Genomic DNA, 12241 nt, shown 5'->3' with positions numbered 1-12241 from the left:
TGCCGGTGCGGATCACCGCTTCGCTTGGCACTAAAAGACGGGGCTTACCATGGCCGCTGCGAATGCGCACCTTGGCAAACATGTTCGGCTTGAGAAACTCGTCTTTATTGTCAAAACGCAGCCGCGCCTTGAGGGTTCGGCTGCTCGCATCCAGGGTGGGATAGAGGTAATCCACCTGACCCTGCCAGCGGCGGCCCGGGGCGTAATCCAGGCTCATGGTGACGGGATCGCCGACCTTGAGCTGGCCCGCCTGGCGCTCGAATACCTCGGCACTGACCCAGACCTGACTCAGGGTGCCCAGGTTGAACAGGGCGGCGGCGGGCTCCACGTATTGGCCCTCGCGCACCTTGAGATCCGAGACATAGCCACTGCTCGGGGCATAGATGCGGATGGTCTCGCTGACCTTGCGGCTGCGCTTGAGCTGCTCAATCTGCTCAAGGGGGACCTGCAGGGCCTTGAGTTTGCCGGTGGCGGCACGCAGCAGCAGGGGGTTGTTGCTGCCCATGGCCAGCAGGTACTCATGCTGGGCATTGACCAGATCCGGGGCATAGATCTCGTAGAGCAGACTGCCCTTGGCGACCTTCTGCCCCTCGCTCTTGATGGCCAGAGTGCGGATCCAGCCCGCCATGCGGGCGTTGATGGCTTCGAGTTTGTCCTCGTCATATCCCACATAACCCACGGTGTCTATCTGCTGATAGGCGGGGGCCAGTTCGACCTTGGCCATCCTGACCCCCAGATTTTGCTGGATCTCCGGGCTGATGGTGAGGGTGCCCGGAGAGCCATCTTGGCGCTCCTCATACACCGGCAGGAAATCCATGCCCATGTTGTCCTTGGCGGTGCCATCGCGCTTGTCACGGGGATCCATGGGGTTGACCCAGTAGAGCGGTGCCTTCTCTTTGGCCCCGCTGTCCGTGGTCTGCTTGGCAGCCCAGTATCCCCCACCGGCGCCGAGGGCGAGCAGGAGCAGGGATAGTGGCAATGTCCTGGTCATGACACACCTCCGGCGCAGGAGGCGGGGGTGCAGGGACGCACGGCAATGTTGGCTGGTGACATGGTACATCTTCTCTCTTGTCGAGCCGCGCGCGGCTGGGTCATCCAGACCTGCAAACCGCAGGGCAGGTTTGCTTGAGTCAGGGATGCAGCGATAGCGTTGGGCGGCAAAGGGGCGTCTGACCTGGGTCTGAGACGCTCAGCTCGTCATGCAAAGTCGGCCGAGGGCGCGCCTTGCAAAAAACAGGCAGGGAGAAGATCTGGCTAGTGGCGCAGCACCGACAGCATCAGGTGGCGGCGAGGCCAGGAGGGAGGGTGGCAGCGTCGCTCCCAGAGGAAGGGATTGCGCAGCCAGAGACCGAGGCACCGGGGCAACGCCCTTTGACCAAACCAGAGCAACAACGGCAGGGCCAGCAAGGGCAACAGAGCCAGCAACAGCGAAAGGGTGGCACCCACCACGGATTGCAGCTGACACTCATCATGCTGGTTCTGATCGCCATTGACGGCATGGCAGCCGAGGGAGGGGGCCATGTTGTCGGTGTCAGCTAGCTGGGCATTTGACTGGGGGGAGGCGCCATGTTCGGCCCCCATGAACGCATGGTTCATGTCTTCATGGCTCATCTGGGCTGCGACCGGCTGCGTGAAGGCAGCTTGAGTGTGCCAGCTGATGCACAGGGTCAGATTGCAGACGAGCAAGAGCCCCAGCAACAGCCGGGCAATGCGCTCAGTGGGCAATCTCGATGACAGCATGGGACTTTCCTGACGATGTATGACCTTACTGTAAAGCTTGCCGTGAGAGTAAGGTCAAGCCGGAACCTTGAGTTTGGTGACAAGCATCATGGCGGCAAAGAGAGAGGAGGCATCACGCAGGCAGGGAGAAGGCATGGGCCCCGGGTCGAGCCCGGGGCCAGACAAGCGGCAGAGACGGGCCCTGCCGCTTGGACATCAGGCGAAGCAGGTCCAGATGGGTGCATGATCCGAGGGCTTCTCGATACCACGCAGCTCATAGTCGATCCCCGTCTCCGTCACCCTGTCCTTGAGCGCATTGGAGGCCAGGATGAGGTCGATGCGCAGGCCACGGTTCTCGTCAAATCCCTTGGAGCGGTAATCAAACCAGGAAAAACGCTCGCACTCGGTCGGGTTGGCGGCACGGAAGGTATCGGTCAGGCCGAAGCTTTGCAGACGCGCCAGCCATTCGCGCTCTACCGGCAGGAAGGAGCACTTGCCATCGCGCAGCCAGCGTTTGCGGTTTGCCTCGCCGATGCCGATGTCGAGATCCGTGGGGGAGATGTTCACATCCCCGATCAGCACCAGCTGATCGTCCGGGGTGTGGTGGGTCTCGAGATAGTGCTGCAAATCCTCATAGAACTTCTGCTTGGCCGGGAACTTGGTCTCGTGGTCCTGGCTCTCCCCTTGGGGGAAGTAGCCGTTCATGACGGTGATGACGGAGCCATCCTCGCGCTGGAAGTTTGCCATTATCATGCGGCGCTGGGCATCTTCGGGATCGGTCGGAAAGCCCTTTTGCACAGAGAGGGGCTTCTGCTTGCTCATGATGGCCACCCCGTAGTGACCCTTCTGGCCATGAAACTCCACGTGATAGCCCATGGCTTCCACATCGGCAACGGGGAAGGCATCGTCGTGGACCTTGATCTCCTGCAGGCCGATCACATCCGGCTGGTGCTTGTCGATGATGGCTTGCAACTGATGAAGACGGGCGCGAAGGCCGTTGATATTGAAAGAGATGATCTTCATGTCGATGTGCTCATGTCGTTTTTATAGGTGACTATTGGACTAGGAATCCAGAGCCGATGCAAGTCCGGCGCCTTGCCCCTCATTGGCTCTGGGTGAACTCCTGGCGCAGCTTGCGGAATCTCTCCTGCTGGGCGGGATTGAGGGGGATACCATCCAGCATCGCCAGGGTCTCCTTGCACTCGTTCGGAAAATCAGGGCTCTTGCGGTGCTTCTCGATGAGTTTGAGCAGCACCTGTATCTTGTTGAGCGCAGCTCCGGTATTGGCGGGGGCGCGGCGCAGCGCCTCACGGAAGTGGGTCAGTGCCTGCTCGAATTCTCCCCCTTGATAAGCCTTGATGCCGAGTTCGTTGAGCTGTTGGTAACGCTGACGCCGCTCCTGCACCGTCTTGTCGTTGCGAGTGGCCTGGATGCAGATGGTGAGCAGCCGGTCCTCGTCCTCGGCCAGGTGGTCTTGCAGGCTTTCGGCGTACTCGAACTCGCCGAGCTGATAGAGCGCCAGCACCGTCTCACCGAGCAGGGCGACCGGCATGTTGGCCGGTTGGTCCAGCCAATGCTGGTTGGCGCGATAGAGCATCTTCTTGCCCTTGATGAGCTGGCCGAGGGCCACCTGCACCCGGGCCTGGCAGATCTGCTCGAACACGGGGTAGTTGAACTCGCTCACCATCAGGGAGTCACGGATGCGTGACAGCGCCGAGTTGACCTGTTTTTGCAGATTGGCGATGTGATAGCCGTCATTGCTGTTGAGGGCATAGAGGGTCAGACACTGGATGTAGGCCCCCAGGTAGTGAGGGGTTCTGTGAATAGAGTTGCGGGACAGGTCGATGAGGGTGAGCAGCACATCCCGGGCCTGGGCATAGTCGTGGCGCTGCAGGCAGATTTCGGCCAGGCGGCGCGACAGCAGCACGGACTGGGGGGATATCTCCACCGCCCGTTTCAGCTCGCGCTGGGCGCTCTCCTCCTCGCCGAGGGCAAGCTGCGCCTCGGCCAGCCAGAGATAGGCTTCCACCATCAGGGGATTGTGTTTGAGGGTCGCCTGCAGATGGCTCACCGCCTCTTCATTGAGCCCCAGGGTGTGGCATGCCTTGCCCAGGGTGAGCCGGGCCCAGCCGTTCTCCTGGCCAGCCAGCAGCTGGCGCATCAGGCTGCGAGCCTCCCTGGCCTGACCAAGCCTTAGCTGGGTATCGGCCTGCAGGCAGCGGCAGAAGTTGGCAAACCGCGGGATGGCATCGGCACGCTCGGCGCAGGCCCGGATCAACTGCTCGGGTTTGTCCTCGGCCAGCGCCCGGAACACACTCTCCAGGGCCTGACGACGGGCCAGTGCCCGGCGCAGCCGAAACTTGAACTGCTCCTGGGAGAAGGGCTTCATGAGGTACTCATCTGGCTCGACTTCGAGGGCGCTCAGCACCATGGCCCGGGAGCTGTCGCTGCTGACCATGATCACCACGCTCTGGGGCGGGATCAGCCCCTTGTCGCGCAGGCTCTCCAACAGTTGGCGGCCATTCTCACCGCCACCGAGATCGTAATCGAACAGATAGATGTCGAAACTCTCTTTCAGGCAGCGGCGGCGCGCCTCTTCGGCACTGTTGGCAAAATTGATGCGATTGATGCCGATGTTCTGCAGCATGGCCTTCATCATCACCTGAAAGGCGCGCTGATCGTCCACCAACAGCAGACGCAGGGGCTTGACGGGGGCAGGCTTGGGCGGCGCATCGCCAGCGGAGAGGTCGGGATCCTGGGTCGGCATGGCTCTGGGTCTTTAGGCTGGGATATGCCAGTGTGCCACCAAAGTTCGGGATCAGGCAATTGGCAAAGGTGGGGGAGTTGCCAGGCCCGTGACGGGCCCGGCAGCTTGATTAAGCGACGGGTTATTTTACCAGGTAGGGGGCAAACTGCGGGCTGTAATCGGCCTTGAAGCCCTCATCCGTCTTGATGATGAGGTAGACCGCCAGCTGGTGCGCCTTGGCAAATGCCATGGCTTGCTCCGGGCCCATCACCACCAGGGCGGTATCCAGAGCATCTGCCTCGAGGGCATCTTTGGTGATGACGCTGGCCGATACCAGCCGGTGGGTCACGGGCCGGCCGGTGGCGGGATCTATGATGTGGGAGTAGCGCACACCATCTTGCTCGTAGTAGTTGCGGTAGCTGCCGGCCGTACTCACCGCCATCCCCTTGGGCATGACGATGTCAGAGAAGGCCCCAGGCTTGTCGGAGGGCTCGACGATGGCAATGCGCCAGGGATTGCCCTTGTCATTGACCCCCTTGCTGCGCACCGCGCCCGCTACCTCGACCAGGTAATCCTCGATGCCCTTGTCATCGAACAGCTGGGCGATGGCATCGGCGGCGGCCCCTTCCCCCAGGGTCGAGAGATCCAGATAAAGGTCCGGTATCGCCTTGTGGAGCAGATAGGTCTCCCCTTGCCGGGTCAGGCTCAACTTGTCGATACCGACGCGCTCGCGGGCGGCGGCAATCTGGGCCTCGCTCGGCCTCTTGACCGGTCGCTTGTCCGGGCCAAAGCCCCACAGATTGACCAGGGGGCCTATGGTTACATCCAGCTTGCCCTGAGTGAGGTGGCCTGCGTCTATGCCTTGCTGGACGATGCGGGCCATCTCGGCCGGTATCTCCATGGCAGGTTCAACCGGCCCTTGATTGAAGCGGGAGATGAGGGCGTCAGGATCGTAGGTGGAGATCTCCTTGTTCATGCGACCGAGCAAGGTGTCTATCTCCCGCTTGAGTGCGGGAGCGCCGCCTGGGTAGCCCCCGGGCAGCGTCAGGCTGTAGTAGGTCCCCATGGTCTTGCCTTGCAGACGGGTGGTCGTGGGGGCCGGGGCTGGCACCCAGTCAGCAGCACAGCGAGCAAAGAGACCAATAGCAGGCCGAGACCGGGCCGCAAGGCAGGAGCTAACATCAAAACCTCTCTCATCTGGGCCCGGCAACGGAGCCGGGAGCTTGAGGGGCAGAGCTTAAGGCAAGGCAAGGGGGGATGCGAGCCCGGCCCCTGGCCGGGAACGCAGTATAATTAAGCGCCGCTGAACCCGGGCCTGGGGTCATGGTTTCGCAGCAGGCGGTGATCTGGCCCGCAGCTTTGGGACTAAACGCTGGTTGATTGGAACCTAATGAGTACAATAAGGTCGATCCAGACAGCATCTTTGTCTGCCAAGGCGCGAGCTGGCCAGGCAATTCTGTTGCTATCGTCTGCCAACCAAAGGAGAGGATGATGAAAAAGGTAATTCCCCTGTTGCTTCTGAGTGCCCTGGCGGCTCCCGCCTTTGCCGATGACTGCACCCTGGCGGTGGAAGCCAACGATGCCATGCAGTTCAACACCAAGGCGCTGAGCGTACCGGCAACCTGTAAAGAGGTAACCATCAACCTGACGCACACCGGCAAGCTGCCGATCACGGCCATGGGACACAACTGGGCGCTGACTACCACGGTTGACTTCCAGGACGTGGCGACCGCGGGCATGAGTGCGGGGCCGGACAATAACTACCTGCCCAAGGACGATGCCCGTGTCCTGGCGCACACCAAGCTGATTGGTGGCGGTGAAACCACCAGCGTCACCTTCCCGACCGAGGGAATGGCTGGCAAGGATCTCACCTTCTTCTGTTCCTTCCCCGGCCACTGGGCCATGATGAAGGGCAGCTTCAAGGTCGGTTGATTTCGAGGCTCAAGATGAGAGAAGCCGGGCTTGCCCGGCTTTTTTATGCTGCAGATGTTGCAAGCGAACGGATTGAATAAACGACTCTGTATCGTGACCCCGCGAGCAGTTCCCGCCGCACTGGGGGGATAGAATAAGTGGCAAACGGGGCCATGTTCCCAGTGACGAGACAGGTAAATAGCGGTAATGAGAGCAGTAAAATGGGTGGTCAGCTGTTGTCTGATGTTGCTATGCACCATAGCGTTGGCCGCAGAGCCCCCGGTCAAGAAGAGCCGCACTGGCATCTGCCATCCCAAGGGCGGTACCTACTCAGCCGCACCAAGCACTACGAACCCTATGACACCATGCAGGCCTGCCTCGACAGCGGGGGACGCGCGCCAAAACGCTGAGCTTGGGATGAAGAGTTATTGCCGTTGCCGCAGGGTGAAGAAGGCGATGGTGGCCTTCTTGCTGCACTCGAGCATGATGCTCTCTTGCGCGCTGACGACCAGGGTATCCCCCTTGGCGAGGTCATGCTCCGCCACCTTGAGGCTCCCCTCCAGCAGGGTGACCAGATAGGTGTGGGCAGGCTCCAGGGTCAAGGGCAGGGAGAAGGGCAGGGTCAGCGCCCGCACATTGGCATCCAACTTGGTTGCGTCATAGATAAGCCCCAGGTCCGTCACCTCTTTTTTCAACAAGGCGCAATGGGTCTCATCGTCGCCGCTGAAATGTGCCGCCTCGAAGGTGGCATAGGGGTGGCCGTTGAGCACGAATCCGGCGCCGCTGATGGGCAGCAGGATGCGGGCATAACCGGGGAAGGGGGAGAAGGGGCCAGCCTCCTTGATGGGCGCCGAGCTCAGCCGGTAATCGAAATCGAGCCTAGCCAGGGTGCTGCCTGCCGGGGCTATCGTTATTTCGGCTGTGCTACCCTTGCCATTTTTCCAGGGCATTTTGCGCTGCTGGGCCACGGTGATCAGTTGGTACAAGGTTTTCCCCTCATCATGAGTCTGGCCCCAGAGATAGCACCCCTCCCACCCCGAGGACAAGTGTGCCCGGTGCGAGTGCGGTTTTTTCCAGCGTTTGTCATGATGCAGCCCATCGGCACGCAAGCAACAGGAGCAAGAGATGAACATTGGCGCCTTTTCGGCCCTGACCGGGCTGACCCCTCATACCCTGCGCTACTACGAGCAGTTGGGTCTGCTGAAGGTCGCGCGGGCAGCTAATGGTCACCGCTATTACAGTGTGCGGGAGCAGGAGTGGATGACCTTCATCGCCCGGCTCAAGGCGACCGGCATGCCGCTCAAGCAGATACTGCACTATGCCCAACTGAGGGTTCAGGGTGAGGAGACTCATCAGGCCCGCCAAGCCTTGCTGGAAGCCCATGCCCAACGGCTGCGTGAGCGACTCAATGAGCAGCAGTGTCATCTGGCGGCACTGGAAGCCAAGATAGCCCACTACCAGCGCGGTTGAGGGGACATGGTACTCAGGCCGCGATGGATGTGGCTCTCATCCAGTGGTAGGCCATGGCCCTTGACTTAGAGTGGACTCTAACTCTTATGCTCGGTTCTGACTCAGGTCGGAGTCGTTCACAGGAGAAAACTGATGCAGAGCGAACGTTATCAACAGGGGCTGACCAAGTTAAACGAAATTGACGGCGAGGCAGGGCAGAAGGTGCTGGAAAGCCTGGCGGGAGTCTGCCCTGATCTGGCGCGCTATATCATTGAGTATCCATTTGGCGATATATATCAGCGGCCGGGATTGAGCTTAGGCTCCCGGGAGCTGGTCACAGTCGCCGCCCTGACAGCCATGGGCCACTGTGCCCCGCAACTAGAGGTACATCTTCATGGCGCCCTCAATGTTGGCTGTAGCCAACGGGAGCTGGTGGAGGTGATATTGCAGATGTCGGTCTATGCCGGTTTTCCGGCTGCCATCAATGGCATGGCAGTGGCACGCAAGGTGTTTGAGGCGCGCGGGCTATTGCCTGCCACGTCATGAGCCAAGAGGGGCTTATCTGAGGCGAATATAAGGATTATGCTGGAGCAAGTTCATGGTGTTTAAGGAGAGACAAGATGGCCTGGATATCCTTGTTGGTGGGCATCGCCCTCATCTGGTGGCTGCTCAAGCTGGGCCGCGGCCCCCTGTTCGACCTCAGGCTGGCTCACGGCAAGCTGGTGGTGAAAAGGGGCAAGTTGCCTCCCGCCTTCATCAGGCAACTGGAGCAGATACTGAAACGGGAGGCGGTGCGTGGCCGCATTCAGGGGGTGCGTGATGGGGACGGGGTGCGTCTCGTCTTCTCTCGATCCATCCCCGAGCCTGTCGCCCAGCGGGTGCGCAACGTCTTCCCCTATGGCGATTATCGTGGCCAGCTGCCTACCCAGCCCTCGGGTCACAAGCGCCACTGACCACGGGTTCAATCTCGGCCAAGGTTGAGCCGGGTGATAAAGGAGGGCCCCGCTGCCAGCAGCGGGGCCCTCCTTTTATGTTGTGAGGCCAACCATCGACCGACAGGGCCAGGCCGGGTTAGCGCTCCAGCAGGGGCGGTGAGCGGTAGCTCCACATGCCATAGGTGCGCAAGGCGTCGCGGTAGATACCCAGCAGCTCACCCTTTTCCACCTTGGCGAGGTTGGAGATGGGCTTGTCCGGGTAGCTGACGCTGTCGATGCGGATATTGGCCGGGCCAGTTTGCCAGCAGGCGATCTCCAGCAGGGTCTGGCCACGACGCACATGGCTGGCGGAGCTGACCAGGGTGGCGCTCTCTATCTGGTGGCGGGCCAGAACCCAGGCACTGTAGAGGGCATTTTCGACCGTGCTGGTGGCATAGTTCTCTTCGATGATGCGTGAGCGGCTTATCCCCTTGCTCACCAGCCAGTCGGCCATCTGTTTGCCCTCGGTCTGACGATTCTGGGGTACACCGCCGCTCACTATGATGAGGGACTTGGGATCGGCCTTGGCCAGGGCGCGGGTGGTATCGAGGCGGCCAAGCAGTATGTCGCTCATGCTGCCATCGGGGTTCAGGGCATAACCGAGCGTGACGATGGCGCGTCGTCCACTCTTGTCCTGGTCCCGTCCGGCCCGCTCCTTGAGCGGTGTCTCGACCACCTTGTCTATGATGGCAAAAATGTGCTGCAAGTCGGCCTCGCGACCGGGGTTACGCTCCTTGAGCTGGGCGAGGTACTTGTTGGCGTTGTCGGGATTTCCCTTGAAGCGCTGCCAGACCGCGAGGTAGGAGAGCAAGTCCACATCATCCGGGGCCGCGACCAGGGCCTGTTCAAACAGGGCGATGGCCCGGTCAATCTTGCCGTTGTAAATCTGGGCATTGGCCGCCGAGACGAGCAGGTCGGTGCGATAGGGTTCGAGTTGGTAGGCTTCGAGCAGTCGCGTGCTGATCAGCTCTACATTGCTCGGCATCTTGGCGGTGAAGCCCGCATCCGAGACCCTGGCCGGGGAGTCAAAGATCCGTTTGGCCTCGCCGAGCAGCTGATCCACCACCTGACGCTTGCTGATGATTTGACCGTAATCTTGTTCCGATTGCAGGCTGCGTACCGGTACGGCCCAGGCCAATGTCGGCGTGAGCAGGCTGAGCGTGAGCAGGGTGGCGAGGGAGAGTCTGTGGTTCATAAGCTGTCCACCTGGTAGGAGAAGAGAGGCCGGCCAGGGGCCGGGGAGGGTACACCCTTTATGCTTGTTGTCATGGTGGCCCGCTCCTGAGGGACTATAACAGGCTGGGGGCCATAAATACGGGGCCAGGTCGCCAAATTGGCCAAAGAGGGCAATTGAGGGGGCAGGGGAGTATGAGCCACCCCCAGACAGGGCGCCACGGAGTCGCTACACTGGGGGTCTTTTCCAGCTGGAGCCTATCATGACCACCAAGATCATCCTGGACACGGATCCCGGCATCGACGATGCCATGGCCATCCTCTTTGCCGAGGCCCATCCCGCCATCGAGCTGGTGGGGATCACCACCGTCTTTGGCAACGCCACCATAGCGGATGGCACCCGCAATGCCCTCTGGCTCAAAGAGACCTTCGCCATGCAGGCCGATGTGGCAAAGGGCGCCGCCGCGCCGCTGGTACGGCCCCCGGTCGGGCCCACGACAGTCGTGCACGGTGCCCATGGCTTTGGTGATGTTGAGGCTGGCGAGCCGAGCCTGAGTGCCGATCCCCGCCCCGCCTGGCAGTACATCGTCGAGCAACTCAAGGCCGCACCCGGCGAGATAACCCTGGTGACCATAGGCCCGCTGACCAATCTGGCCCTGGCTCTTGAAAAGGCCCCCGAGATTGTGAGCCTGGTCAAGCAGGTGGTGGTGATGGGGGGCGCTTTCGGCGTCAACGGCCATCGCGGCAACGTGACTCCCTATGCCGAGGCCAATATCCATGACGATCCTGAGGCGGCCGATCGGGTCTTCACCGCCGATTGGCCTCTGGTCATCATCGGACTGGACGTCACTCAGCAGAGCATGTTCAGTGGCGCCTATCTGGATGCCCTGCGCGATGAGGCCGGAGTGCCGGGTCGCTTCATCTGGGACGTCAGTCGCTTCTACCTGCGCTTCTATTCAGACCGTATCGGCATGGATGGCTGTCATGTCCACGATCCCTCGGCCATCGCCTATGTCATCAACCCTGCGCTCTTTACCCTGCGCCGGGGGCCGGTGCGGGTCATCACCTCGGGGCCGGCCATCGGTCACACGCTGCAAAAATTTGATGAGCGGCGTCATCCCCATGACGACTGGGCCCGTTTTCGGGCTCAGGACGTCGGGGTGGCCGTCGATGCGAATGCCCTGCTTGCCCTCTATCGCCGGACCTTGATCGACTGGAGCAAGCAGCGGGACTAGGCTAGGGAGGCCAAGTTTAACCGTTCATTTTGTTTATATCTGGAGGTGTTATGGAGTGGTATTTGGTCGTTATGAAAAAATACGCCGTCTTTACCGGGCGGGCCAGGCGCAAGGAGTACTGGATGTTTGTGCTCTGCAACCTGGGGATAGCCCTGGTGCTGGGTCTGCTTGGCCAGCTGATTGGTCTCAAGGAGCAGATCGCCAACCTCTACTCCCTGGTGGTGCTGCTGCCGAGCTTGGCCGTCGGGGTGCGCCGCTTGCATGACACGGACCGCTCCGGCTGGTGGCTGCTCATCAACCTGATCCCGGTCGCCGGCACGCTGGTCTTCCTCTATTTCATGATCTGTGAGGGACAGGCTGGCCCCAATCGCTTCGGCGAAGACCCCAAGGCTGCTTGAGTGGCGCCCGCCACCTGTTGATTGACCCAAAGCGCGCAGGCAATCTGCGCGTTTTGCTTCCCCAGTTGTTCCCGCTCATTGCCCGCTCGCCAAGATTGACGTCTCATGCCGTTCGCAATGTGGTTATGAGGGGGCGTCCTGCAGGGCCGGGATCCGTTCGACCAGAAAGTCGATGAAGGCGCGGGTCTGCGGCTTGAGGAAGCGGCCACCGCGAAACACCGCATGGATCTCGTCGTTGCGGCTCTCATAGGGGGAAGCCTGCCAGCCCGGCAGCACCCGCTGCAGGCTCCCCTCATTGATCCCGCGCTGCACCATCCAGCTCGACAACAACAAGAGCCCGCAGCCGGCCCGGGCTGCATCGAGCAGCGGGGTGCCGCCAATGAGGTGAGATTGCCTTGCACGGCGACCCGACACTGCTGTGTAGCCCTGGCTGAAATACCAGTGCTGACGCTGGCGGCCATGACCACGGATCAGGCAGTTGTGTCCGGCTATCTCGTATGGCGTGGCGGGTTCGCCATGGCGGGCAAGATAGGCGGGGGAGGCGACCAGCAGGGGAGTGATTGGTGAGCAAATGGCGGGCATGCAGGCTGCTGTCGGCCGGGCGACCAATACGGATCGCCACATCCACATTTCTCG

General features: G+C 61.2%; 13 protein-coding genes and 2 pseudogenes. 7 read left to right on the top strand and 8 right to left on the bottom strand.

Going from position 1 to position 12241, the window contains the following annotated elements; genetic code table 11:
• The 5 genes and pseudogenes from G113_RS14470 to G113_RS14450 all read right to left on the bottom strand — a co-directional run.
• Nucleotides 1–991, bottom strand: a 991-nt coding sequence (locus tag G113_RS14470) for an efflux RND transporter periplasmic adaptor subunit (protein WP_005905420.1), incomplete at its 3' end; no start/stop codon positions are given.
• A gap of 263 nt (nt 992–1254) precedes the next feature.
• A complete protein-coding gene (locus G113_RS14465; RefSeq protein ID WP_005905418.1) occupies nt 1255–1740 on the bottom strand; it encodes a hypothetical protein in 486 nt (161 codons plus the stop codon).
• 195 nt (nt 1741–1935) lie between these two features.
• Nucleotides 1936–2742: an exodeoxyribonuclease III gene (gene xthA / locus G113_RS14460; RefSeq protein WP_005905416.1), complete on the bottom strand. Its 807-nt coding sequence runs from the start codon at nt 2740–2742 to the stop codon at nt 1936–1938.
• A 79-nt stretch (nt 2743–2821) separates the two neighbouring features.
• A complete protein-coding gene (locus G113_RS14455; protein WP_005905414.1) occupies nt 2822–4486 on the bottom strand; it encodes a tetratricopeptide repeat-containing response regulator in 1665 nt (554 codons plus the stop codon).
• A 121-nt stretch (nt 4487–4607) separates the two neighbouring features.
• Nucleotides 4608–5647: pseudogene (locus G113_RS14450) on the bottom strand (FAD:protein FMN transferase).
• 309 nt (nt 5648–5956) lie between these two features.
• On the opposite strand from G113_RS14450, the gene azu reads away from it, so the two are divergent.
• Both azu and G113_RS22085 read left to right on the top strand, forming a co-directional pair.
• Nucleotides 5957–6397, top strand: a complete 441-nt coding sequence (gene azu, locus G113_RS14445) for an azurin (RefSeq protein ID WP_005905410.1) — start codon at nt 5957–5959, stop codon at nt 6395–6397.
• Nucleotides 6398–6583: 186 nt separating this feature from the next.
• Nucleotides 6584–6786: pseudogene (locus tag G113_RS22085) on the top strand (hypothetical protein).
• A 15-nt stretch (nt 6787–6801) separates the two neighbouring features.
• Here the strand turns inward: G113_RS22085 and G113_RS14440 are convergent.
• Complete coding sequence (locus G113_RS14440) at nt 6802–7326, bottom strand: HutD family protein (protein WP_051106611.1); 525 nt, start codon at nt 7324–7326, stop codon at nt 6802–6804.
• 175 nt (nt 7327–7501) lie between these two features.
• On the opposite strand from G113_RS14440, the gene G113_RS14435 reads away from it, so the two are divergent.
• The 3 genes from G113_RS14435 to G113_RS14425 all read left to right on the top strand — a co-directional run bounded on the left by G113_RS14435 (nt 7502) and on the right by G113_RS14425 (nt 8778).
• On the top strand, nt 7502–7846 hold the full coding sequence (locus G113_RS14435; protein WP_005905406.1) for a MerR family transcriptional regulator: 345 nt from the start codon (nt 7502–7504) through the stop codon (nt 7844–7846).
• Between the two features lie 132 nt (nt 7847–7978).
• On the top strand, nt 7979–8371 hold the full coding sequence (locus G113_RS14430) for a carboxymuconolactone decarboxylase family protein (RefSeq protein WP_005905403.1): 393 nt from the start codon (nt 7979–7981) through the stop codon (nt 8369–8371).
• Nucleotides 8372–8445: 74 nt separating this feature from the next.
• Nucleotides 8446–8778, top strand: coding sequence for a DUF3634 family protein (locus G113_RS14425; protein ID WP_005905401.1), 333 nt, complete (start codon nt 8446–8448; stop codon nt 8776–8778).
• A gap of 118 nt (nt 8779–8896) precedes the next feature.
• Here G113_RS14425 and G113_RS14420 read toward each other — a convergent pair whose 3' ends face one another.
• Complete coding sequence (locus tag G113_RS14420) at nt 8897–9994, bottom strand: YdcF family protein (RefSeq protein WP_005905399.1); 1098 nt, start codon at nt 9992–9994, stop codon at nt 8897–8899.
• A 241-nt stretch (nt 9995–10235) separates the two neighbouring features.
• Here G113_RS14420 and G113_RS14415 point away from each other — a divergent pair, with 241 nt between their 5' ends.
• Together G113_RS14415 and G113_RS14410 are read left to right on the top strand one after the other, a co-directional pair.
• Nucleotides 10236–11207 carry a nucleoside hydrolase gene (locus G113_RS14415; protein ID WP_005905397.1) on the top strand — a complete coding sequence of 324 codons (972 nt, stop codon included), beginning with the start codon at nt 10236–10238 and terminating at the stop codon, nt 11205–11207.
• 71 nt (nt 11208–11278) lie between these two features.
• Entirely contained in the window at nt 11279–11605 is a 327-nt protein-coding gene (locus G113_RS14410) for a DUF805 domain-containing protein (protein WP_269077643.1), read from the top strand.
• A gap of 123 nt (nt 11606–11728) precedes the next feature.
• Here G113_RS14410 and G113_RS14405 read toward each other — a convergent pair.
• Nucleotides 11729–12241: LysR substrate-binding domain-containing protein (locus G113_RS14405; protein ID WP_236611781.1), on the bottom strand; the 513-nt coding region annotated here is incomplete at its 5' end.

The sequence above is a fragment of the Aeromonas molluscorum 848 genome (assembly GCF_000388115.1).
Taxonomy (GTDB): domain Bacteria; phylum Pseudomonadota; class Gammaproteobacteria; order Enterobacterales; family Aeromonadaceae; genus Aeromonas; species Aeromonas molluscorum.
Note: the sequence above shows the minus strand (reverse complement) of the source record. Positions and strands in the feature narration are given on the sequence as shown.

What these genes read in the sequence shown, in the direction of transcription:
- G113_RS14410 (WP_269077643.1), top strand. Translation starts at nt 11,279, where the DNA reads ATGAAAAAATACGCCGTCTTTACCGGGCGGGCCAGGCGCAAGGAGTAC.
- G113_RS14430 (WP_005905403.1), top strand. Translation starts at nt 7,979, where the DNA reads ATGCAGAGCGAACGTTATCAACAGGGGCTGACCAAGTTAAACGAAATT.
- G113_RS14415 (WP_005905397.1), top strand. Translation starts at nt 10,236, where the DNA reads ATGACCACCAAGATCATCCTGGACACGGATCCCGGCATCGACGATGCC.
- G113_RS14425 (WP_005905401.1), top strand. Translation starts at nt 8,446, where the DNA reads ATGGCCTGGATATCCTTGTTGGTGGGCATCGCCCTCATCTGGTGGCTG.
- G113_RS14420 (WP_005905399.1), bottom strand. Translation starts at nt 9,994, where the DNA reads ATGAACCACAGACTCTCCCTCGCCACCCTGCTCACGCTCAGCCTGCTC.
- azu (WP_005905410.1), top strand. Translation starts at nt 5,957, where the DNA reads ATGAAAAAGGTAATTCCCCTGTTGCTTCTGAGTGCCCTGGCGGCTCCC.
- G113_RS14435 (WP_005905406.1), top strand. Translation starts at nt 7,502, where the DNA reads ATGAACATTGGCGCCTTTTCGGCCCTGACCGGGCTGACCCCTCATACC.
- xthA (WP_005905416.1), bottom strand. Translation starts at nt 2,742, where the DNA reads ATGAAGATCATCTCTTTCAATATCAACGGCCTTCGCGCCCGTCTTCAT.
- G113_RS14440 (WP_051106611.1), bottom strand. Translation starts at nt 7,326, where the DNA reads ATGCCCTGGAAAAATGGCAAGGGTAGCACAGCCGAAATAACGATAGCC.
- G113_RS14455 (WP_005905414.1), bottom strand. Translation starts at nt 4,486, where the DNA reads ATGCCGACCCAGGATCCCGACCTCTCCGCTGGCGATGCGCCGCCCAAG.
- G113_RS14465 (WP_005905418.1), bottom strand. Translation starts at nt 1,740, where the DNA reads ATGCTGTCATCGAGATTGCCCACTGAGCGCATTGCCCGGCTGTTGCTG.